21 protein-coding genes and 1 tRNA gene are annotated in these 22,847 nt (G+C 40.1%); 10 read left to right on the top strand and 12 right to left on the bottom strand.

Annotation, left to right across the window (positions count from 1 at the left end; translation table 11 throughout):
* The first annotated feature begins 9 nt into the window (after positions 1-9).
* A complete protein-coding gene (locus OQE68_RS13300; RefSeq protein WP_180568120.1) occupies positions 10-1,629 on the top strand; it encodes an ABC transporter substrate-binding protein in 1,620 nt (539 codons plus the stop codon).
* A gap of 20 nt (positions 1,630-1,649) precedes the next feature.
* On the opposite strand, the gene OQE68_RS13295 is transcribed toward OQE68_RS13300, so the two are convergent.
* From OQE68_RS13295 to OQE68_RS13285, 3 genes are all read right to left on the bottom strand, one after another.
* Positions 1,650-1,725, bottom strand: a tRNA-Thr gene (locus OQE68_RS13295).
* 728 nt (positions 1,726-2,453) lie between these two features.
* A complete protein-coding gene (locus tag OQE68_RS13290) occupies positions 2,454-2,579 on the bottom strand; it encodes a hypothetical protein (RefSeq protein WP_255490834.1) in 126 nt (41 codons plus the stop codon).
* A gap of 483 nt (positions 2,580-3,062) precedes the next feature.
* Positions 3,063-4,019: a GGDEF domain-containing response regulator gene (locus OQE68_RS13285; protein WP_180568121.1), complete on the bottom strand. Its 957-nt coding sequence runs from the start codon at positions 4,017-4,019 to the stop codon at positions 3,063-3,065.
* 168 nt (positions 4,020-4,187) lie between these two features.
* On the opposite strand from OQE68_RS13285, the gene OQE68_RS13280 reads away from it, so the two are divergent.
* Positions 4,188-4,940, top strand: a complete 753-nt coding sequence (locus OQE68_RS13280) for a flagellar brake protein (protein ID WP_180568122.1) — start codon at positions 4,188-4,190, stop codon at positions 4,938-4,940.
* A gap of 289 nt (positions 4,941-5,229) precedes the next feature.
* Complete coding sequence (locus OQE68_RS13275; RefSeq protein ID WP_180568123.1) at positions 5,230-5,700, top strand: hypothetical protein; 471 nt, start codon at positions 5,230-5,232, stop codon at positions 5,698-5,700.
* A 222-nt stretch (positions 5,701-5,922) separates the two neighbouring features.
* On the opposite strand, the gene OQE68_RS13270 is transcribed toward OQE68_RS13275, so the two are convergent.
* Entirely contained in the window at positions 5,923-7,485 is a 1,563-nt protein-coding gene (locus tag OQE68_RS13270; protein WP_180568124.1) for an alkaline phosphatase family protein, read from the bottom strand.
* Positions 7,486-7,646: 161 nt separating this feature from the next.
* Here OQE68_RS13270 and OQE68_RS13265 point away from each other — a divergent pair, with 161 nt between their 5' ends.
* Both OQE68_RS13265 and trmL read left to right on the top strand, forming a co-directional pair.
* Complete coding sequence (locus OQE68_RS13265) at positions 7,647-8,210, top strand: GNAT family N-acetyltransferase (RefSeq protein WP_180568125.1); 564 nt, start codon at positions 7,647-7,649, stop codon at positions 8,208-8,210.
* A gap of 40 nt (positions 8,211-8,250) precedes the next feature.
* Entirely contained in the window at positions 8,251-8,718 is a 468-nt protein-coding gene (gene trmL / locus OQE68_RS13260; RefSeq protein WP_180568126.1) for a tRNA (uridine(34)/cytosine(34)/5-carboxymethylaminomethyluridine(34)-2'-O)-methyltransferase TrmL, read from the top strand.
* Between the two features lie 100 nt (positions 8,719-8,818).
* Here trmL and secB read toward each other — a convergent pair whose 3' ends face one another.
* From secB to OQE68_RS13245, 3 genes are all read right to left on the bottom strand, one after another.
* Complete coding sequence (gene secB / locus OQE68_RS13255; protein WP_180568127.1) at positions 8,819-9,304, bottom strand: protein-export chaperone SecB; 486 nt, start codon at positions 9,302-9,304, stop codon at positions 8,819-8,821.
* Between the two features lie 215 nt (positions 9,305-9,519).
* Positions 9,520-9,780 carry a glutaredoxin 3 gene (gene grxC / locus OQE68_RS13250; RefSeq protein ID WP_180568128.1) on the bottom strand — a complete coding sequence of 87 codons (261 nt, stop codon included), beginning with the start codon at positions 9,778-9,780 and terminating at the stop codon, positions 9,520-9,522.
* Positions 9,781-9,829: 49 nt separating this feature from the next.
* Positions 9,830-10,243, bottom strand: coding sequence for a rhodanese-like domain-containing protein (locus OQE68_RS13245; protein WP_180568129.1), 414 nt, complete (start codon positions 10,241-10,243; stop codon positions 9,830-9,832).
* Between the two features lie 220 nt (positions 10,244-10,463).
* On the opposite strand from OQE68_RS13245, the gene gpmM reads away from it, so the two are divergent.
* The 3 genes from gpmM to OQE68_RS13230 all read left to right on the top strand — a co-directional run bounded on the left by gpmM (position 10,464) and on the right by OQE68_RS13230 (position 14,887).
* Entirely contained in the window at positions 10,464-12,014 is a 1,551-nt protein-coding gene (gene gpmM / locus OQE68_RS13240; protein WP_180568130.1) for a 2,3-bisphosphoglycerate-independent phosphoglycerate mutase, read from the top strand.
* Positions 12,015-12,229: 215 nt separating this feature from the next.
* Entirely contained in the window at positions 12,230-13,411 is a 1,182-nt protein-coding gene (locus OQE68_RS13235; protein ID WP_180568131.1) for a murein hydrolase activator EnvC family protein, read from the top strand.
* A 159-nt stretch (positions 13,412-13,570) separates the two neighbouring features.
* Positions 13,571-14,887: a S41 family peptidase gene (locus OQE68_RS13230; RefSeq protein ID WP_180568132.1), complete on the top strand. Its 1,317-nt coding sequence runs from the start codon at positions 13,571-13,573 to the stop codon at positions 14,885-14,887.
* A 64-nt stretch (positions 14,888-14,951) separates the two neighbouring features.
* Here the strand turns inward: OQE68_RS13230 and guaD are convergent, their stop codons facing one another.
* Positions 14,952-16,253 (bottom strand): guanine deaminase, encoded by a 1,302-nt coding sequence (gene guaD, locus OQE68_RS13225; RefSeq protein WP_180568133.1) that lies wholly within the window; start codon positions 16,251-16,253, stop codon positions 14,952-14,954.
* A 398-nt stretch (positions 16,254-16,651) separates the two neighbouring features.
* Positions 16,652-17,317, bottom strand: coding sequence for a TetR/AcrR family transcriptional regulator (locus OQE68_RS13220; RefSeq protein ID WP_180568134.1), 666 nt, complete (start codon positions 17,315-17,317; stop codon positions 16,652-16,654).
* 324 nt (positions 17,318-17,641) lie between these two features.
* Here OQE68_RS13220 and OQE68_RS13215 point away from each other — a divergent pair, with 324 nt between their 5' ends.
* Entirely contained in the window at positions 17,642-18,877 is a 1,236-nt protein-coding gene (locus OQE68_RS13215) for an ABC transporter substrate-binding protein (protein ID WP_180568135.1), read from the top strand.
* 742 nt (positions 18,878-19,619) lie between these two features.
* A complete protein-coding gene (locus OQE68_RS13210) occupies positions 19,620-19,994 on the top strand; it encodes a DUF2750 domain-containing protein (protein ID WP_180568136.1) in 375 nt (124 codons plus the stop codon).
* A 452-nt stretch (positions 19,995-20,446) separates the two neighbouring features.
* Here the strand turns inward: OQE68_RS13210 and hisF are convergent, their stop codons facing one another.
* From hisF to hisH, 3 genes are all read right to left on the bottom strand, one after another.
* A complete protein-coding gene (gene hisF, locus OQE68_RS13205) occupies positions 20,447-21,220 on the bottom strand; it encodes an imidazole glycerol phosphate synthase subunit HisF (RefSeq protein WP_180568137.1) in 774 nt (257 codons plus the stop codon).
* Positions 21,221-21,420: 200 nt separating this feature from the next.
* Positions 21,421-22,155 (bottom strand): 1-(5-phosphoribosyl)-5-[(5-phosphoribosylamino)methylideneamino]imidazole-4-carboxamide isomerase, encoded by a 735-nt coding sequence (gene hisA / locus OQE68_RS13200; protein ID WP_180568138.1) that lies wholly within the window; start codon positions 22,153-22,155, stop codon positions 21,421-21,423.
* A gap of 23 nt (positions 22,156-22,178) precedes the next feature.
* The gene (gene hisH / locus OQE68_RS13195) at positions 22,179-22,823 is read right to left on the bottom strand and encodes an imidazole glycerol phosphate synthase subunit HisH (protein WP_180568139.1); all 645 of its coding nucleotides are present in this window, start codon (positions 22,821-22,823) and stop codon (positions 22,179-22,181) included.
* Positions 22,824-22,847 lie beyond the last annotated feature (24 nt).

The following is a 22,847-nucleotide window of genomic DNA, read 5'->3' as shown; positions in this document are numbered from 1 at the left end:
GGCCTACCCATGATAAGAAAATTCTTTCTTATTTTAACCACCTTTATCTTCTTTAACTTTTCGTTTAACTCCCTCTCTCAAGCAGCAGATGTTCCACAAGGGATTAAACTGGCTAAACAACAAATATTGTATAGGGGGAACGGGTCTGAGCCCACATCCCTAGACCCACATCATGTACAAAGCAATGTTGGGGGAAGTATCACAGGTGACTTATTTGAAGGCTTGGTTAGTCAGAATGAACATGGTGACATTATTCCAGCCGTTGCAACCCGCTGGAATATAGCAGATAGCAATAAAACCTTTACTTTTCACTTAAGAAAAAATGCAAAATGGTCTAATGGTGACTCTGTTACTGCCCATGATTTTGTTTATAGCCTCAAGCGAGCAGTAAACCCAGTAACAGCTTCAGAGTATGCCTGGTATTTAGAAATGGCAGATATTATTAATGCTAAAGAAATTTTGGCCGGCAGGAAGAAACCATATACACTAGCGGTAACTGCGTTAGATGATTATACCTTACAAATTAAACTAGCCAACCCCAAGCCCTACTTTATAAAAATGCTTTCCCATTACACTATGTTTCCAGTCCATCAAAAAACGGTAGAAAAATTTCAAGATAAGTGGACTCAACCAGGTAACATGGTCAGTAATGGTGCTTATCAGCTAACAAAGTGGGTAGTCAATGAACGGGTTGAGGCTGTGCGTAACCCATACTATTGGGACAACCAAAGCACAGTTATTAATAAAGTTGTTTTCTTACCTATCGAGTCTAACAATGCTGAGTTAAACCGCTATAAAGCAGGAGAACTCGACTTAACCAGTACTATTCCACCTGATTTTTTTCAACGTTTAAAAAAAGACTCTCCTAACGAGCTTAAAGTTAAACCTCACTTAGCTACATACTATTACGTTTTTAATACTAAACGTAAGCCATTTAATGATGTAAAGATTCGAAAAGCGCTCTCAATGGCGATTGATAGGAATATCATTGTTAATAAAGTACTAGGTGAAGGCCAACAAGTAGCTTTTGGCTTTACACCACCTACCATTAATGGTTTTATTAAACCTGATAATCCTTACGAAAAACTTTCTCAGCAAGAACGCTTAAAAATAGCGAAAAAGCTCTACCAAGAGGCAGGTTTTTCAAAGGATAAACCACTCTCTTTTGAACTAATTTATAATACTAGTGAAGGTCATAAAAAAATTGCTTTAGCTATTGCTTCCATGTGGAAAAAGCATTTAGGGGTTAAAGTGAGGATTAATAATCAAGAATGGAAGTCATTTCTAAGCACTACTCGACAAGGTAATTTTGATGTAGCCAGAGCTGCATGGATTGCAGATTATAACGAGGCCTCTTCTATGCTGGATGTAATGATCAGTAATCACGGCAACAACGATGGTAAATATAACAACCCAGAATATGACGAGTTAATGCTAAATGCAAAAAAAGCAAAAGACCCTTCACCATTCTATCAACAGGCTGAAGCAATTTTAGCGAAAGACATGCCTATTGCACCAATTTACCATTATGTAAGAGTGCGACTGGTTAAGCCCCATGTTGGAGGCTATATGAATAAAAACCCAACAGATCAATTGTATTCAAAAAATTTCTATATTCTGAAGCATTAGATTATTTGCAAGGGGGAATGTGGTGCCGGCACCAAGAGTCGAACTCGGGACCTACTGATTACAAGTCAGTTGCTCTACCAGCTGAGCTATACCGGCACTGCAGAAAAGAATGGTGATGATAGTTAATCGAAACACCTCTGTCAATATATCCTTCGTGAATAGCTTTTATGGATTATAGAGATACAATACAACGAAAAAAGCCTGCTTATAAAATAAGCAGGCTTTTAAAATCTTGCCATCCTTGATTCAAGTTCCCTTTGACTTAAAGCTTCCATCTAGTCCTATTATTCAGGACAGTCCTTGTATCTTCCTGATACTAATGGGCCTGAATTCCTTTCAGTATCCCATGGCTTTAATCCATTTGATTCCTTTGCTACGTCGCTGAATCTGATAGCCATTTTGCCTTTGCTTACTTACTTTGTCATTCAGCAAAGTAGCAAAGGTTTGTAGGATATTTGCCATACCGAGTTAAGTTATTCACCCATTGCGCGCTAAACAGCCAGAAAATTCCATATCCTCCGTGCATATCTAACGCGAAGGACTATTCAGGACTCGCTTGTTACTACTATGCGCTACCTAAGCCTAAGAGTGGCTCACGAAAGCTATATTACAAACAAAAAGCCCACTACATGAGTGGGCTTTTTGTTATCGTCCATGATGCTGGATTCCTTCCAGCTTTCCTTTTACCTCTTCCTTGAGGCTATGAGTATAAGCCATTCCTTACAAGCTAAGGTCTTCCTTGACCTTTGTGGTGCTTCCTTGCTTGGAACAGGCTTCAACATCGTTGTTATTATCAAGTATTATTGATTTTCTTGATAATAACACTAGCCATGATCTATAAGTGCTGTGCGATATCGACTATTTGTTAAGTGAAAATCAAGGGCATTTGCCTTTTCAAAGCCGTTTTTACTTGCCTCTATTTCTACTTTTTCTACTTTTTCTACTTTCAAGCAACTGAGCTTTTTGAGCTGGCTTAAAGCAAAAAGCCCACAAATAGTGGGCTTTTTGAGGTTCCATGTGTAGTCAACGTCCTGTTAACTGATAATCCTAAAACTTTGTGCAATTGCGTTAACTTCCTGTTCAGTTCTTCCGTTAACCTATTCCCTTTGCTTGATCCTACAAGCAAACTCCTACTTCCCTGATCTGATGAATTCCTTTAGCATCCTTAGCTTTAGACCATCAACGCGATTCCTTTGCGTCAATTTCCGATAATTCCTTTTCAGCTATCCTTAGCTCAATTTATCCTTAACCCAGTTCCTTTGATTCCTTTACAATACTGGTTACATCCATTTTCAATTAACTAGCGCAATCCTTGCGAGGTGCGTCCTTGCACCGATCATCCTTGACCACCTACCCCAACGTTCCTTGCTGAAGTAATGCAGATCATCATAAGTGGGCTTCATTATGAAGTATCAATAAGTAGGATTCATCGGCTAAAAGCCAGCTTGTGTTGTAGGAGATTTGCTATTCAGCTTGTCCGCCATACTCACCAAACAGTTTCGCCCCTTTGCTTTGGCTTTATAGAGGGCTGCATCTGCCTGGTCGAGTAGGTCATTAAGCTGATAGTCTTGAATGGCACATTCATTAGCTACCAACCCAGCACTTACTGTTAAAAACTCTGCAATTGGGCTGCCTTCATGAGGAATCTTCACCTGGCGAATAGCATTAAGTAAGTTTTCTCCTATTTGCCTGCCACCCTCTAAGTTTGTATCAGGCAACAACACTACAAATTCTTCCCCACCAAAACGAGCAATCATGTCTACAGAGCGCTTTAATTGATGCTTTACGGTTTGAGCTACTTGCTGCAAGCATTCATCACCAGCCAAATGGCCGTAGGTATCGTTATATTGCTTAAAATAGTCTACATCAATCATCATTAAGCATAACGGGCTTTTTCGACGCTTAGATCGTTTTAACTCTCTTTGTACTGCTTCATATAACCCACTCCGATTAGCAACACCTGTAAGTACATCTTGCTTACTCATTGCTTCCAGCTTGGCATTAATTTTATTCAGTTCTTGCTGGGAACGAACAATACGCTCCATTGCCTTAACTTGTGCAGAAACCAAAGCGGGCTTAATAGGCTTAACCAATATACCATCACCACCTATCGTCAATGCCTCTGCATACTCATCATCATCTGTGCTAGCGGTAATGAAAATAATAGGTAACCAGCTGTCATATTCTTCACGAATTCGCCGTGTGGTTTCCAAGCCGCCCATTTTGGGCATATTAATATCCATCAAGACCATATCAATGGCTGTACATTGCATAAACTCTAAAACTTGACAGCCATTTTCTGCCAAATAAGGAATATGCCCTGCTTTGCTAACGACTTTAGCTAAAAGCAGTCTAATTGAGGGAGTATCTTCAGCAATTAGAATATTCAAAGACGTTACCTATCCCTGGCATTACATAGCAGACGTATTTTTATTAACTAGTATATACACTTATAGAGATTGCTGCCGATAAATAAAATATACATAACCTTGCCGCAGCAATAAGAGCTAACTAGGCTTAAGGTGACTAGCGATGTAACATAAACAGGCGTAATAAAAATGTTTCAGTGGCTTCGCAGACAACGAGAGGAAAAAGCTCCTTCATATGATGGTAATAATCTACAGGTGCTATCTAAACTATGTCAGGAACACAGTTTTATCGATGTTCAACCTGTAGATACTAACCAAAATTTTCGAAGTATAATTCTACAATTATACCCTGAAGAAAATTATTTATTAATTGACGAGCTATACCCTAATCCTCCAGAGAAATTACTGGAGCCAGGTAATTTATTAAACATTAGTTGCCATGACCAAGGCTTTCGTACCCGTTTTCAGTCGAATTTTTTAGGCTATGAAAACTTTGACAACATGCCTGCTTATCGCCTTTCAATGCCTATTGATTTGCAACATGGGCAGAGAAGATTGAACTTTAGAGTAAGTATTCCCGCTGAAGACTTTATTCGTGTAAGCCTTACAGGGTTTGGGCCTGTTACAGCCTCTGGACGTATTATTGACTTATCTAGCAGTGGTATCTGTTTAAAATTAATGGGTCCACCTCCTGATGGCTTGCATCGAGATGGCCTTGTTGGTAATTGCATTTTTAAATCAACAGATGAAGAGCATATTAAAAGTAAGCTCTTTGTTACCCATTTAGAGTTTAATCGTAAGCCAATCACTCACACTATAGTGGGAGGACGGTTTATGAATATGGAACCTCCTATTCAGAAAAAGCTCGATCGGTTTATTGCCAAATTACAACGTGAACAAAGACGGCAATCTCTGGCTGCAAATGACAGCCACCCTATTTAATTGCAACAAAGCTAAAAGCCTACAAACGTGTATATTTCATCAAACCACAGACATTTCTATCATATGACCTGTGAGCTCAAAGTCTTTCACTTTTTAATGTGAACAGCTTGGCAGAACCCGTTTATTAAAAAAATATAACAAAAAGCACCCATTATACTTATACCTAAGTCAGCAATACACAAAACACTTTCTGTACCTACCAGTATTTATTTGAGCAAGTAATGGTGAATACTAAATAATTATTAATAACAAATTACATGTAGGCACATACATATTGGAGGGAGTCACCATGGAACTGGTCAATTACTTTAATCAAATAAAAGAAGCCTGCCGAGAAGTTGTTACTCTTTATGAACGCGCAGCCAAAAGCAACAAAGTCAATAGTGAGAAGTTTTTACTACTAGAGGAGTTGGTACAGATGCTAGAAGCAGAGTTTTGCCCACTATGTAGAACGATTATTACCAAATACCGTATAGTGGGTATCTGTTTGCCTGATAAAACGTTAAAAAGAAAGCTAAGTTATTTATTTGATGAAATAACAGACCACTTGCAAGGAGTAAGCAACCGATTACAAAAGCAATTTAACCAGCTAAAAACTAACGTCGACTATATTCTATCATTAATTCCTGTCGTCGCCTTAGTCAAAGATGTTTGCATATATGCAAAAAATTTATTAGATGATTTTTCCAATATAGAAGACATTTGTCAAATAGCGATAGGAAAAGTGAATCCTTCGTTATTATTTAAAGAGTGCGCTTGAAGAACTGTATCGTTTTAATTATATATTCAGATACACGACGTTTTAAACAAAAGTTATTTTTAGCTTTTATAAATTTATGTAGAATATTCTAGCTGTCGCAAAAAATATAACGTAAGTTTAGTGTTTGATATGGAATAACCTGCTACCCCATATCCACTCGCTTTTTCGTCCCCCAAAGAGGGGGATATTCCTCAGAGCAGGAGGGCAGCACAGGATAAGTATTTAACGAGACTGCTGTTGTTGAGCTGTCTGTTGGTCATTCAACTTAGCTGCATGAGCCATTACATGGTAAATATAATTTTGCTCATGGACACCATGAAATAAATGCGCCCAAGGGCCTGAAGCATATATAGCTACATCTTCACCACCATGGGTTTCTGAGGACATTGGCAACAGCACCTCCTGAAAATAGTTTTTCGATTTAGTATTAACATTAACAATATTCATTCGACCAGGTTGACGCTGCCCAGATTGATCGTTAGCAGCACCCTGGCCACTGTAATATCCTAATGTTGTATAGGGTAATCCATCTGCGGCTAGAGTAGGCGATTTATTAGGCTGCCCTTTGCTATTATTACCAACAACTTTACCTAAAATTGGATTGCCTCGTGTAGGATAACCTCCCATGGTAAAAACATGGCTATGATCAGCGGTAACAATTACCAAAGTTTCACGTGCGTCAGTCATTTTAATGGCTGTAGCAACCGCTTTTGAAAATTCAATTGTGTCATGCAATGCGCGGTAGGCATTTCCTGCATGATGTCCATGGTCGATTCGCCCTCCTTCAACCATTAGAAAAAAGCCATTCTCATTTTTTTGTAAAATTTCAATGGCTTTAGCAGTCATTTCTGATAACGATGGCTCTCCTCCTTTATCATCATTTCTATCTGCTTCAAAAGCCATGTGCGAGCGATTGAATAACCCTAATAAATGATCGACATTTGCCGCCTTAATAGACATAAACTGTTGCTCATTCCAAACATACTGGGCATTATTATATTTCGTTAACCATTCAACAGTTAAATTCCGTCCATCTTCTCGTGCCCCAGTTTTATTTGGTTCTTCAGGATCAACCTGGTTATCTGGCAAAAAGCTTCTGCGTCCGCCTCCTAATGCTACTTCCAACCCATTACCATACGGGAACTCAATTAACTGCCTAGCAATATCTTTACAACCAGCTCGCTTTGCGGACGAAGGCATATCGTCATCATCCTCCCACCCCCGTTCAGGGCTATGGGCATAAGTAGCAGCAGGTGTTGCATGAGTAATTCGAGCTGTTGTCACAATACCTGTAGCCATTTCTGCTTGCTCAGCTTGCTCCAATAAAGTCATTACTTTATTTCTTTTAGCTGTCTCACAATCACCACGCGCCACTTGTTGATTAACTGAAATAACACCTGCTAGGGTTTTTACCCCTGTCATCATAGCAGTCATTGTTCCTGCTGAATCAGCCGTTTGTTGATTGGTATTATAGGTTTTTGATAAACCAACATAAGGCAACCTTTCAAATGCTAATAAGTTCTCTTCTCCTGTTTTACCCTTTAATTGGCCATCTAGAATTCTGGCAGCTGTGACTGTTGATATGCCCATACCATCACCAACAAACAAAATAACATTGCGAGCAATTGAAGTATTTGGTTGTTGGTGAACTGCTTTTGCTACCGCTTGCTGACCAGCTTCAAACCAGTTATCTGATATAACTGGTTGAGCAATAGTTATCATTGGAATAAAACACCAACCAGAAAGTAAGTACTTACAGATAATCCGTTTCACTGTTAATTTCATTATAACTTTCCTTTAACCATCCTTCCTTAACTGTCGTAAAGTTTAAGCTGCTTACACTTATTACGAACGTACTATTAAAATTAATTATTATTGATATTGAGCCACTTTTTTATGTCAGTAAAATGACGATCTTTTTATAGAGAAGTGTAAAGCAAATTTATATGTTTAAACAGCTTAATACCAAACGCCTGACAGGAGTACCACTCAACTTATCTTTAGTTGACCAACGACTTTCTGCTATTCAGCAGTCAGCACCTCTTGTTGGTAAATGGTTATATTGGTGCAACCCTAATTACTCTGCAGCCACTAACAAAGAGTGGGTTGAATTCTGTATTGCTCAACAACAACTTAAGACAGAGTTCAACTTTGCTTTTATTGGCAAAAAAAACCAAGAATATATTGGTGAAGCTAGAATCAGCGGTATTAACTTTCCCCATGGTTTTGCTAATCTAAGCTATTGGGTTAACGCTAGTCACCTAAAACAAGGTTATGCCTCTGAAATAATTACTGCTGCTGCCCAGTTTTGCTTTGAAGAGCTTAATTTGATTCGAGTAGAAATTGTTGTTGATATTGATAATCACGCCAGTATTAAAACGGCTAAAAAGGTGGGAGGTCAATTTGAAGGCAGGTTACGTCATCGCAGTAGAACTTCAGGCCAACCACGCGATTCTTATATGTTTGGTCTATTTCCTGACACATTACATGCTGAAATAGAAGCGGTATAATACCTTTAAATAAAACCCCAGCTTTTGAGTATTGACCTCTATGCTCCATATTGTGCTATTTGAGCCTGAAATTCCTCCTAATACAGGCAATATCATCCGCCTATGTGCGAATACTGGTTATCAGTTGCATTTAATAGAACCTTTAGGGTTTGATTTAGATGATAAAAAACTACGTCGAGCAGGCTTGGATTATTCAGAGTTTGCAAAAGTGGCAGTACACGAATCTCTCTCTGCATTCTGTCAATCGGTTAACTATAACCGCTTATTTGCTATTAGCACTAAAGGCTCTACCCTCCATACCTCAGCTCAATATGAGCCTAATGATGCATTATTATTTGGCCCAGAAACCCGTGGACTACCCAGTAATGTTTTACAAAATGAGGTAAAACCCGAACATATTATACGACTACCCATGAAGCCCAACAGCCGTAGTATGAACTTATCTAACTGTGCTGCAGTGATGATTTATGAAAGCTGGCGGCAACTAGGATTTAAAGGTGGGGAATAATATATCACTGACAAACTGAGCTACAACCAAAAAAGGGGCTAAGGCCCTTTTTTGGTTTAATTCAATAACAAACAAATACTTATAAAAAGAATATGACAGCTTATTGAATAGTTTCTGGCTGCTGCTGTTGTTCACGTTGTTGCAGAGCTTGAGCATATAGCGCATCAAAATTAACTGGCGCCAACATAATTGGAGGGAAGCTGCCACGTAAGACCAAGCTATCAATACACTCACGAGCATAAGGGAACAAAATATTAGGGCAAAAAGCACCCAAGGTTTGATGCAATGAAGCGTCATCTAAGCCTTTTACTAAAAAGACGCCAGCTTGTTGCACTTCAACAACAAATGCTGTTTCTTCATTGTTAGTAACAGTTACTGTTAGAGATAAAACTACCTCAAATACCCCTTCTTCAAGTTGAGTGTTCTGGGTATTCAGATCTAAGTTAACCTGTGGCTGCCATTCTTTCGTGAATATCTCAGGCGCTTTGGGCGACTCAAATGAAAGGTCCTTCACATAGATCCGCTGTAATGCAAACTGAGGTTGGTTCTCTTCGCCAGCTGCCTGATTTTGTTGATTTTCAGCCATTTATGTAATTCCTTAATTAATTTATGTCATTTAATACTCTAAGCAGGTCAGCAATACTAACTCAGCTGACGCACTTCGTCATGCATCACCAGGTTGGCCTGTGACAGCAACCATAGCACTAATCGATGTTGATGTCGCAAAATAAAGACGTCACTTGTTGGTTACTATAGCCTGCACGAGTGATTTTTAGAGGTACCTTGTATAGAGATATAGTGCTAATGGGTTTCAGCAATCAGAGGATCAAGCTTACCTTCACGTTCTAAGGCATACAGCTCATCACAACCACCCACATGCCGCTTACCAATCCAAATTTGTGGTACTGAGGTACGCCCTGCTTTTTCAGCCATTTTCCTACGTACCGCCGGTTTACCATCCACACTAACCAGTTGATAAGGCACTTGCTTGCTATCCAATAAGCGCAGCGCCCGGATGCAAAAAGGGCAATAAGCTGAGCTGTAAATGGTTATGTTACTCATCTTTCTTTCACTTCCTCAGCAACACATATTCACTAACAAAACCCAGACATTACTTTATTACAGGCAGGTTTTCACTTGTCCAGGTTTGCATACCACCTTGCAACCTAAGCACTTGCTCAAAGCCAGCAGCTTTCAACGCTTTACCAGCGGCACTACCTTGTTGTCCCATTTTATCAACGATAATAATGGGCTTGTCCTTGTGCTTTTCTAGCTCTTTCATCCGTTCAGCAAACTTGGTAGATGGAATATTGATAGCATTAACAATATGCCCCGCTTGAAATTCCTTACCATCTCGGACATCTACCACTATTGCATCTTTGTTGTTTACTGCAGAAGTTAGCTGGCTGGTGTTTATTGTTGCACCTGCTTTACGCCCTTCGGTATAAATTAAAGCCGCTAGTAGAGCTAAAAATGCAGTAACCAAGTATGGATGGTTGACAACAAACTCTATCAATTTCTCCATTTGTATTCAGACCTTGCGATTAAATAAGGGTGGCAAGTATACAGGTTTCAACTACCAGGCTAAACAGTTAGATTATCAACCTTCATGCTTCACCTACTATCAGTGCTTTAGATCGGACAAAGTGTCTAGGATCACAGGCTTAATAGACCTCCCTTTAGAATCTCGCTAATATCTCTCTACCCGCTTTTTGTACCATTTACTATGAGCAGCACGAATCCATATGAGTAACCAACGACGTACTACCGCATTACTTATCCTTGATGGTTTTGGCTATAGCGAAACATCAGAGTCCAATGCTATTGCAGCCGCTGAAACGCCTGTTTGGGATAAGCTCTGGGAACAAAATCCTCACAGTTTGATTTCAGGCTCTGGGATAGATGTGGGATTGCCTGATGGCCAAATGGGCAACTCAGAAGTTGGCCATATGAACTTAGGGGCAGGTCGGGTTGTGTATCAAGACTTCACACGCATCACTAAGGCCATTGCAGATGCCTCTTTTTTTACCAACCCAACCCTGACAGAAGCTGTAGACAAAGCCATTACTGAAAACAAAGCCGTTCATATTCTAGGCTTGTTATCTCCCGGCGGAGTACATAGTCATGAAGACCATATTTTAGCCATGATTGACCTAGCTGCTCAGCGTGGTGCTCAAGCCGTTTATGTACATGCATTTTTAGATGGTCGTGACACGCCTCCACGAAGTGCTGAAACATCACTAAAACGCATCGAAGCCAAACTTTCAGACCTAGGTGTAGGCCGAATTGCCAGCTTGATTGGCCGCTACTTCGCTATGGATCGCGACAACCGTTGGGACCGAGTTGCCGCTGCTTATAACATGCTTACCTTAGGTACTGGCGATTTTTCTGCAGAGGACCCAGTTACTGGTTTGCAAGCAGCTTATGCTAGAAGTGAAAATGACGAGTTTGTTAAGGCAACCATCGTTACTCCTGCAAATCAGAAGCCTACCGTTATTGGCGATGGTGATGCAGTTGTGTTTATGAACTTTCGTGCAGACCGCGCTAGACAGCTAACACGTGCATTCGTAGAAGACAGCTTTAGTGGCTTTGAACGTATTAGCCGGCCTAATCTAGCGGGTTTTGTTATGCTCACTCAGTATGCTGCTGATATTCCTGCACCTTGCGCATTTCCGCCTGCATCATTAAAAAACACCCTCGGCGAATATTTGGCATCACTTAGCAAAACTCAGTTACGAATTGCAGAAACAGAAAAATATGCCCATGTAACCTTTTTCTTCAGTGGCGGCGAAGAAACTCCTTATAAGGGCGAAACTCGCATTTTGGTTAACTCACCCGATGTAGCCACATATGACCTAAAACCTGAAATGAGTGCCCCCGAAGTCACTGATAAGTTAGTTGAAGCAATTATCAGTGGAAAATACGACTTAGTGGTATGCAATTATGCCAATGGCGATATGGTAGGCCATACCGGTGTTTTTGATGCCGCAGTGAAAGCGGTTGAATGTCTTGATGAGTGTATTGGCCGGATTCTTAAAGCGTTAGAACAAGTTAATGGTCAATGTTTAATTACCGCTGACCATGGCAATGTCGAACAAATGAGTAATGAAGAAACGGGGCAGGCCCATACAGCCCATACTTGTGAACCTGTACCACTAGTCTATGCTGGACCCAAAGCGATTAAGATTAAAGATCGCGGTATTCTGTCAGATATTGCCCCTACAATACTTAGCTTAATGGAACTACCCATTCCAGAAGAAATGACAGGAAAAGTATTAGTGGAGCAAGCAAACTAGTTTCATCACAAATACTTACTCCCTCATAAGCCAAAAAACAAGTTAAAAAACTTGCGGAATTAATCCACTGTTTCTTTATCTAAAAACCCAATTTATAAGTTGGGTTTTTGGTTTTCATGAAGTTTCTTTGCGACATCTCCAATTACCAGGCATACTTAAAAAAACACCTTCTGGTGTGTTTCTTGAAATGTTTCCAACTACAAGTGTTGTAATCAATGTTGAAATTTATCTTTTCTTTGACAAAACAACTTTATAAACCTATTTGTATTTGTTTAATAAGTGGCACTGCTTTACTTAACAGCAGCGTTAGCTGGGCTAACCCAGAATTACAAGAAAAAGAAAAACAGTTAAAACAATTGCAAGCTGAAATTAAAAAAACCCAACAGCTACTCAAAAAAATCCAACAACAACGCTCTAACGTACAACAATCGTTGCAAACAAGTGAGCAGGAAATGGAACGGCTTCATAAAAAAGTGCAGGAAATTGAAAGCCGGTTGCAGGAGGGCCAGCAACAATTAAAAAAGCTCCATACTAGGCAGCACCAGCTCAGTGTTGCCAAGCGTCAGCAACAACAACAGTTAGAACAAACGATGTTACTGGCACTGTATACAGGTCAAAACTCTAATATAAAAATGTTGCTGAACCAGCAGCAGCCTACCGATGTTGCACGCACCCAGAAGTATCTTGGCTATCTTGCTCAGGCCCGTCAGCAAAAAGTGACCGAGTTTAATCAAACCATCCAGTCGTTAACTCAGGTTAGTCAACAGATTGAAGCAACCAACACCAAACTAACCCAGCAGCAGCTTGCTTTAGCTAAACAGCAGCAGGCACTTACAACTCAGAAAGCAAAAAGACGCTTATTACTCAAACAGCTTGAGCAAGAACTGGCAGCTAAAGACCAAACACTGGCCTCACAGCAGAAAGAGCGGTCAGAGTTAGAACAAGTCCTCAAAACCTTAGCAAAAACAATAACACCACTGCCTCTACCAGGCACCCCTTTTTATAAACAACGGGGCAAACTCCCCTGGCCAATCCAAGGAAAAGTGACAAACCGCTATGGTAGTTTGAAAAAACAAACTAAATTAAAGTGGCAGGGTCTATTTATTCAAAGTAATGAAGGCTCTCCAGTATCGGCTGTACACCATGGCAGGGTCGTGTTCTCAGATTGGCTGAGAGGGTCAGGGCTGTTAATTATTGTGGATCATGGCGGTGGCTATATGTCACTGTACGCTCATAATCAAACGCTATTAAAAGAAACAGGCGAATGGGTAAAAGCAGGTGAAGCAATTGCAACAGCTGGCAATACAGGCGGAAATAATGAAACCGGGCTTTACTTTGAGATAAGACACAAAGGTCAACCACAAAACCCAAGCGGGTGGATCGTTGCGGGAAGATAGTTGCCCGTCGATGTCGATAAAGTAACCCAGCAACAAATTAGCAGATAGAGATCACGAATTGCGAGGGCCTAAACAGAGGATGTTACCAGGACAGTGGTTTTACCGCATCTCATAGGATATAAATACCTTAATAGAGAGCTATTCAATCGAGAGTTTTTAATGATCAGCAAACGCTTAAAGTTTTCCCCTTCAGTTCGTCATCTCGCTTTCGCAGTGACTGCCCTTGTTAGTAGCCTAGCGTTTGCCGAAGCCGAGCCAAATCAGCCCTTAAAAGGTCGCTTGCCATTACAAGAACTTCGCACCTTTGCAGAAGTATTTGACCGTATCAAAGTGGCTTACGTTGAGAATGTTGATGACAAAACCCTTCTAGAAAATGCCATCAAAGGTATGCTAACCGGGCTAGACCCCCACTCTGCTTACCTCGATCCCAAAGACTTTGAAGACCTGCAAATCAACACCACTGGTGAGTTTGGCGGGCTAGGCATTGAGGTTGGTATGGAGAACGGATTTGTCAAAGTCATTGCCCCTATCGACGATACACCTGCACAACGTGCTGGAGTAGAAGCTGGAGACCTAATCATCAAGCTTGACCAAAAGCCAGTAAAAGGCATGGGCCTAAACGAAGCTGTCGAAATGATGCGTGGCAAGCCTGGCGAACCAATTACATTAACTATCGTACGTGAAGGTAGCAGCAAGCCATTTGATATTGTGATCAAGCGCGACATCATTAAGGTACAAAGCGTCAAATCCAAAGCACTTGATGAAGGTTATGGCTATATTCGAATAACCCAGTTCCAAATCGATTCTGGCGATGAAGTGGTTAGTGCAATTAAAAAACTAGCCAAAGCCAATAAAGGTAAACTGAACGGACTGATATTAGACCTAAGAAACAACCCAGGTGGTGTATTACAGGCAGCAGTGGATGTTTCTGATGCTTTCCTGAAAAAAGGCGTCATTGTTTACACGAAAGGTCGTATTCCAAACTCTGAACTGCGTTTTAAAGCAGATGAAAAAGACCCATCCAATGGCGTGCCTGTTGTTGTATTAATCAACAGCGGCTCTGCTTCTGCTTCAGAAATTGTTGCAGGCGCTTTACAAGACCATAAACGCGCTATCATTATGGGAACCGATAGTTTTGGTAAAGGCTCCGTACAAACAGTATTACCCCTTAATAACCAGCGAGCATTAAAGTTAACTACAGCTCTGTATTACACCCCTAATGGTCGTTCTATTCAGGCTCAAGGTATCGAGCCAGATATCACTGTTGATAGAGCCAAAGTCACTAAGCTTGATCAAGGCGTCACTTATAAAGAAGCTGATCTGCAAGGGCATTTAAATAATGGTAATGATTTAAAAGATAAACCAAATGCTCTCAAAGCAAAGAAAGTGGATAAGCAGCTAGAAAGTGATAACCAGCTACAGCAAGCGCTAAGCCTTCTTAAAGGCCTAAGTATTGCTAATAAAGCCGTTAAATAAATAAAAAGCCGCTAGCTTAATAAAGTTAGCGGCTTTTTTATATCAAAAATTAACAATGTATATTTTAACGCTGATAAGCTAACTGCCCCATAATATAAGTAGCAGCTACTGCTCGATCATCCCCCAATGTTGTTAGCACAAATAATTTTTCAGCTATATCTGTCGTATGCTGTAAGCGATATTTGATCAATGGAGTTGCTTGATAATCCAATACTACAAAATCAGCTTCTTTACCCTTGGTAAAATTACCAATTTTACTGTCAAGGTTAAGTGCTTTTGCTCCACCCAGGGTAGCTAAATAAAATGACTTTAAGGGTGACAGTTGTTGCCCTTTTAACTGGTTGACTTTATATCCATCCCCCAGTGTTTGCAACAATGAAAAACTGGTTCCACCACCTACATCAGTGCCCATCCCTACCTTAACACCATATTTTTCCATTTTTGCTAGATCAAACAGCCCACTGCCTAAAAATAAATTGGAAGAAGGACAAAAGGACAAAGCAGACCCAGTTTCTGCCAACCGCTGGCATTGGTGATCACAAAGATGAACGCCATGAGCAAAAACAGACCGACTACCCAACAGTTGATGTGTATCATAGACATCCAAATAGTCTTTGGCATCTGGAAACAGCTGTTTAATTAACTCAATCTCATCAGTATTTTCAGATAAGTGAGTATGCAAATAAACATCTGGAAATTCTTGTAGCAGTTGCCCAGCCTTCGCCAACTGCTCTTTACTTGAGGTAATAGCAAAGCGCGGTGTTACTGCATAAAGCAATCGATCTTGCTGATGCCAGCGCTCGATCAATGTTTTAGATTGCTGGTAGCTCGACTCTGGCGTATCCAACAAATACTCTGGCGCTTGACGATCCATCATCACTTTACCAGCAATCATCCGTAAACAGCGGCGCTGTGCTTGGCTAAAAAATGCATCTACCGACTCGGGGTGAACTGTACCAAAGACTAAAGCAGTGGTAGTGCCATTGCGTAATAGCTCATTTAGAAATACTTCTGCTACTTCCTCTGCATGCGATGGGTCAGCAAAAGCCTTTTCTGCGGGAAATGTATATTTTTCCAGCCAATCAAGCAGCTGCTCACCATAAGAGGCAATCATTCCCGTTTGAGGGTAATGAATATGGGTGTCGATAAACCCAGGCGTTATTAAGCAGTTGGGATAGTGATTAATTGATACAGACTCTGGCAACAGTGGCAACATTTGTTCTGCTGGTCCAGCGTTATCAATATACCCATTTTTTATAATTAACAGTCCATCAGGATAATATTGATAAGCCTGATCACCTGCACTGGCAGGGTCTGCAGTGAAGTGCAGCAAAGCTGCACGAACAGCGGTAATAGTGTCTGACATAGACTCTTTCTCTTAGGTTCTTGCTAAAAAGATGTCTTTTCGGGGCTGGCAGCACGCTACCAAAAACTGCTGAAACAGTAACTCCCCGTAACCTCAGCACTACTGCAAAGTGCATAAAACACTGCACTATACGCACAAAAACCAAGCCCATGGCTTGGTTTTGCTAATAACAAGAGGTTAGTTTGTACTATACTTAGCCAGTATCCAGCGCTCTAGCCGCCTGATAGCCCAACCAAAAATCTGGGCTATGTTGATCTCACATCAAAAACCTGACCACAAAGACAAACTGTAACGAGCATAGCTCGAATATCACCCGGTGTAAATACTTCCAGAACACCGAAGTAGAACCTCTAATTCTGGCGTTTCAAGCGCTAGCCAACATTCCAGCCGTACTTAGACTAACGCTTGATACCACAACCCTTGAGAATAATTTGGGTAATTTGCTCAGCTGCCTGTTGGTAGTCTTCATCTGCTAAGTTCTCTTTACCTAATACAGCTTTCACTTGCTCACCAAAGTCAGCATAGTGCTGAGTGGAAGCCCAAATTAAAAACAACAAATGGTAAGGATCAACTGGGTCCATTTTGCCTTGTGCTATCCATGCCTTTATGACATTCGCCTTCTCTGCTACCCAGTTTTCAAAGTCAGTTTCAATATATCGGCTTAAAAAAGGAGCACCATGAATAATTTCACTAGCAAAAATTCTAGATGCCAGAGGGTTTGTTTTAGAGTACATAACCTTTGAATGAATATAAGCTGCTAACGCCTCAGCAGGATCATCATCTGGCTTAATATCGTTAAAAGCAGAATTCCATAGCTCAATGATGTTATGCAATACAGCACCATAGAGGTCTATCTTACTTTTAAAGTAATAGTGAACATTTGCTTTTGGTAGTCCAGCACGTTCTGCAATCTTCCTTACTGAAGCCCCTTTAAAGCCATGGTTTACAAACTCAATTTCAGCGGCATCGATAATCAGCTGCTCATTTTGTTGGCGAATTTTACCAGTAGGCTTGCGTTGTTTATCAGCCGCCGCTTTTGTCAAGATATTCTCAGTACTACTCATTAGCTAGCCACATCAAATGTTAATTGAATCAGAAAGTAGGCTGTGCTTCTACAAGCAACCTTTCGTTAAGAGGTGATACCATTCACTTAGGGTATACTTACTGCAAGCTGTGCTCAAATCCTAACCTCTATAGACTAGCCTATCAAAGCTCGTCGCTACTCCCAAGCAATAACTGCAAAAGGTTCTGACAGCCATTAACCGTCTCAACACCGCAAAAGATTGAAGACGTAGGAAGCATAAAGGGCCAACAATTATTAGAGGTGCCCTAAACATGAGATATTCGCTGCTAATATTGTAGTAATGCGTTTGTTGTTAACTAATAGTATGTGGTCTAAAAGTATTTCTCTTTTAATTTTGGGGGTAGCCTTTAATGTTACCGCGCAACCTCCTAAAGTCTATTTAGATGTCTCTGTACTGAACTTAGGCGGACCTATGGGCTCTGCATTTCGGTATTTAGCCACTGAGTTTCAACGCCGCCACCCTGGAGTAAAAGTAAGGTTACATACAGAATCTGATGCCAATTACAAAAAAAAATTAGCTGAATGGTTATCTGCCGAGAAAGGGGTAGATGTTTTATATTGGCAAGCAGGTGAACGTTTGTTTAAGCTAGTGAGAGAAGATTATCTAAAACCCATAACCTCACTGTGGCAACAACAAAAATGGAACAATGCATTTTCTCTAGGCATGCAAAATCTGGTAAAGCTTAATAATGAGTTTTATGCTGTACCATTTAGCTATTATCATTGGGCAGTTTATTATAAAAAATCCACTTTCAAGAAATTAAATATTACCCCACCAGCCAACTGGAGTGAACTTATTTCATTATGTAAAAAAATAAGAGAAAAACAAAAAACACCAATCGTCTTGGGTAACAAGTACTTATGGCCAGCCGAGTCCTGGTTTGACTATATTAACTTAAGGCTTAATGGCATAGAATTTCATCAAGCGCTGTTAGCCGGAGCTATTTCGTATAAAGATAAACGAGTTAAGCAAGTATTTATTCACTGGAAGGAGTTGATTGAAAATAAATGTTTTAACCCATTACCTGAAGAGTACGACTGGTATGAGGTTTTGCCAGAAATCAACCGAGAAAGTGCAACTATGATGTTAATGGGTCATTTTATCACCAGCAAAGCATCAAAAAATCTGATCAACGATCTTGATTTTTTTCCTTTTCCAGAAATTAATCCGTCAATTCCCCAGTATGAGGAAGCCCCTACAGATGTCTTTACCATTCCTCATAATACCAAAAATCTAAAACTGGCAGAACAATTCTTAATAATGGTTGCCCAACCTGATGTGCAAACTACTCTAAATCAAAAAATGAAATTTCTACCACCTCGTTTAGGTGCAAAAGTAAGTGATCAAGTACTTATCAAAAAAGGGAAAGATCTACTCGATCAAGCTAAAGGAATAACCCAGTTTTTTGATAGGGATGCACCCAAGCCCATGGTAGATGTGGCTAACCAATTATTTGCAGAATTTCTAAAAACAACAGAGGTGGAGTCAATCACAGATAAACTGGAAGCAGCAAGACGTAAACTATATAACTCACAGTAACGATTTATTTCAAATTCACACACTTCTGTTGTACTGTTTCATCAAGCACATAAAAGGATAGGCTCTATATGGATTCCTGGGGGAGTTATACTAATAACTCCCCCAGGAATCCATATAGAGCCAAATATTATTTAGTTTTTAACTTTGTCGTAGCACTTCATGTTAAACAGTCATCAATCAGACGATTATTATCATATTGAAGTGCTACGCTCTTAAAGCTTCAGCTTCTAACCCACCCCACCTACTCTATAAAGCAAACTGCTTTCATCTTAGTTCTCTATCAACACCAAAAACCCATCACATGAATTATTTATTTTTCTTAAACACAGAGTTGCCATCAAATACTATTCTTCCCAACAAGCAAGGCTTTAAATTAATCAAATAAAGTTTATGAGTAAAATTCATAAACTTTATTTGTTGAGAAATATCACCATACCAATTTATAGTAGACATACGACAGTGGAAGCGGTCAAGTGGTACTGTCTCCATTCAATATAGGCTCCAGCATGACTAATAACTCACTTCGTTAGACAGCTGCGCTAATTGTTAGAGTTACCGTTCTTGACACTTCCTGTCGTACTACTGAGCCCTGCATTGGGGTTCGTTTATTTATCCTGTTCTCAACTTGTGTAGAGTGTATCTATAGAAGAGGAATGTACCTCTGGATTAAGGGGCATTATTGCCCCTAATTTTTTTTATTCTTATTTATATTTTACTAATAACAATTAATGGGGTTAATAAAATGCAGTCTCCATTGTCCGACGACCTTGCCACTATTATCACTTGGCCTCGCTTAAAGCGTTATTGTTACTTTTTTGAAGAAGCAGTTAGCACAAATCAAGTTTGGGCTTTATTTAGAGAAAATTGGGCTATCGAACAATCCAACGGTTATCATATTTTTCCTCTTTGGCCCAACGAAGCTTTTACCACTATTTGTGCTGTAAAACAATGGCAGAATTTTAACCCAATACAGTTTAATATAAAAACTGTATTGGGTGAGCTAATCCCTATATTGGATAATAACTTATGGTTTCCGTCTATTTTTCAAACGCCTTTTGACAGAGGCACAATTATCAATACTCAGTTACTAAAAGATGACTTACTAGACTTAATGTAAAAAAAATATTTTTTATTGTTGGGTCAGGGATACTCCGCCCCTTTTGCCAGGCTCTGCTGTCCTGGCTTTTTTAATCACCAGAAACAGAATACAATTGTTGCATGGTATTAACTATTAAAAATTTCAATAAAAAAAGCGGTAACAAAGTTACCGCAAAAAAACGCTCGCTTTGTGAGTGATGAAACGGTTTGCCCATCACTCTGTCCTTCATGAACAACTTCTTCAAGAGTAATTAAAGAGTACGCCAGAATTTCATTTTATGAAACAGTATCTATTAATATAAAATAAATGAGATACAGTAATAGTAAAAATTAAGTACTTACATTTTCTTTGGTCATAAAAAAAGACCATACAAATGGCCTTTCATTAAAAAACAAGTATTCACTTTACCTAATCTATACCTATCACGAATCATTTTTAGGTGTAAAAATAAAGTGGTATATATAGGCTCCCTATAAGCGCATTTCTATTCCCTGCTCACTAAGGTACTGCTTAGCTTGTGGAATTGTATATTCACCAAAATGAAAAATACTAGCAGCCAATACAGCATCAGCTTTACCAAGTTTGATACCGTCAACTAAGTGATCTAAATTGCCTGCGCCACCAGATGCAATCACTGGAATTATTAGTGCATCACTAATTGCATGAGTTACTCCTATGTCATAACCATTTTTAACCCCATCCTGGTCCATACTGGTTAAGAGAATTTCACCCGCACCATACTGTTCCATTTTTCTGGCCCATTCGATAGCATCTAATCCTGTCGGCTTTCTACCACCATGGGTAAATACTTCCCATTTTTCTGGCTCACCAGGTTTGCTTACTTTTTTTGCATCAATCGCTATAACGATACATTGGGCACCAAACTTAGCTGATGCCTCAGCAACAAATTCTGGGTTAAATACAGCAGTTGTGTTAATGCTGACTTTATCTGCACCAGCATTAAGCAAGTTTCTAATATCTTGCAAGCTACGGATACCACCTCCAACTGTTAATGGGATAAACACTTCGCTGGCAATTTTTTCTACCGTATGAATGGTGGTATCTCGTTCTTCATGGCTGGCCGTGATGTCCAGAAAAGTTAATTCATCCGCCCCCTGTTCATTGTATCGTTTGGCCACCTCTACCGGGTCACCCGCATCACGAATATCAACAAACTGAACACCCTTTACTACCCGGCCATTTTCTACATCCAGGCAAGGAATAATTCGTTTGGCTAATCCCATTTTTTACCTCACGGCTTTATACCCTTCTCGAATAATTTTTAGGGTTTGTTGTCGTCACTAAGCACCAAGGATGGTGTGAATGCAGTTTATGCAGGAGCAATAAGCTGTCTTCGCCCCAATCATTTATAAAATACATAAACTCATGGGGCCTCATCGCTCGACGGCCGCCCCTAAAAACCATTCACTTTGGCTATTTTTCTTTAGCTGTTTTGATCACAATACTGCTGAGCTTCAGCCACATTTAAGCTTCCTTCATAAATAGCTCGGCCAGTGATAGCTCCCTCAATACCATCCTTAGCTACAGCTTGTAGGGCTTTAATATCTTCTATATTTGTGATACCACCCGAAGCAATTACAGGAATATTAATCGCTTTGGCCAATGCGTGAGTGCTGATAACATTCACCCCTTGCATCATGCCATCTCTAGCAATATCCGTGTATACAATGGCACTGACTCCATTACCTTCAAACTGACCAGCTAATTCAGTTACTTCAATATCTGATATTTGTGCCCAACCATCAGTAGCTACTTTGCCATCTTTTGCATCCAAACCAACAATGATATGACCAGGGAATGCTTTACATGCCTCTTTCACAAACGCTGGTTGCTTCACCGCTTGAGTACCAATAATCACATAGCTCACTCCAGCATTCAGGTAATGCTCTATAGTGGTTAGATTACGGATGCCGCCACCTATTTGAATAGGCAGTTTAGGATGAACCTTAGCAATCTGTTTAACAATTTCACCATTGACAGGCTCACCTTCAAAAGCGCCATTTAAGTCAACTAGATGTAGCCGGCGCCCACCTTGCTCTACCCAATGGCTAGCCATTGCTACCGGGTCTTCAGAAAACACGGTAGCATCTTCCATATCACCTTGACGCAGTCGAACACAGGCACCATCTTTTAAATCAATAGCTGGAATAATTAACATTAGCTTATGTATACCTTTCGTAGTTAACCTTCACCATTCCAAGCCATAAAATTAGCTAGCAACTGCAAGCCGGCTTGAGCACTTTTTTCTGGGTGAAATTGCACAGCAAATAAATTATCTTGCGCTACAGCGACATCTATTAAATGCCCATATTCACAGCGACCTTTCACAACAGCAGCATTATCTGCTTTTACATAATAACTATGGACAAAATAAAACCGACTACTTTGAGAAATGTTTTGCCACAATGGGTGCTCTATTTGTTCAACCTGATTCCAACCCATGTGGGGTACCTTTAACTTTTCACCACTGCTATCAGTTAGCTCCCGGCCAAAGAATTTCACTCGACCTGGCAACAAGCCTAAACAATCTACACCATCATTTTCCTCGCTGTAATCAAACAGCATTTGCATACCAACACAGATGGCTAGAATTGGTTTATTTGTAAAGAGCTCTGTAATTACCTGATCAATGCCCGCTTGATGGAGTGCAGCCCGGCAGTCTCGTATTGCTCCTACACCAGGAAATACAACTCGATCAGCCGCCTTGATCTGTTGTGGATCACTACTTACAGTTACTTGTACATTTGGGTTTGCTACTGCTTCCAAGGCTTTTGCAACAGAATGCAAGTTACCCATACCATAATCGACGACGATAACTTTGTTCACTCAACCGATTCCTCTTAAATAGGC

Source organism: Spartinivicinus marinus, from assembly GCF_026309355.1.
GTDB lineage: Bacteria > Pseudomonadota > Gammaproteobacteria > Pseudomonadales > Zooshikellaceae > Spartinivicinus > Spartinivicinus marinus.
This window is presented reverse-complemented; position numbering and strand designations above follow the sequence as displayed.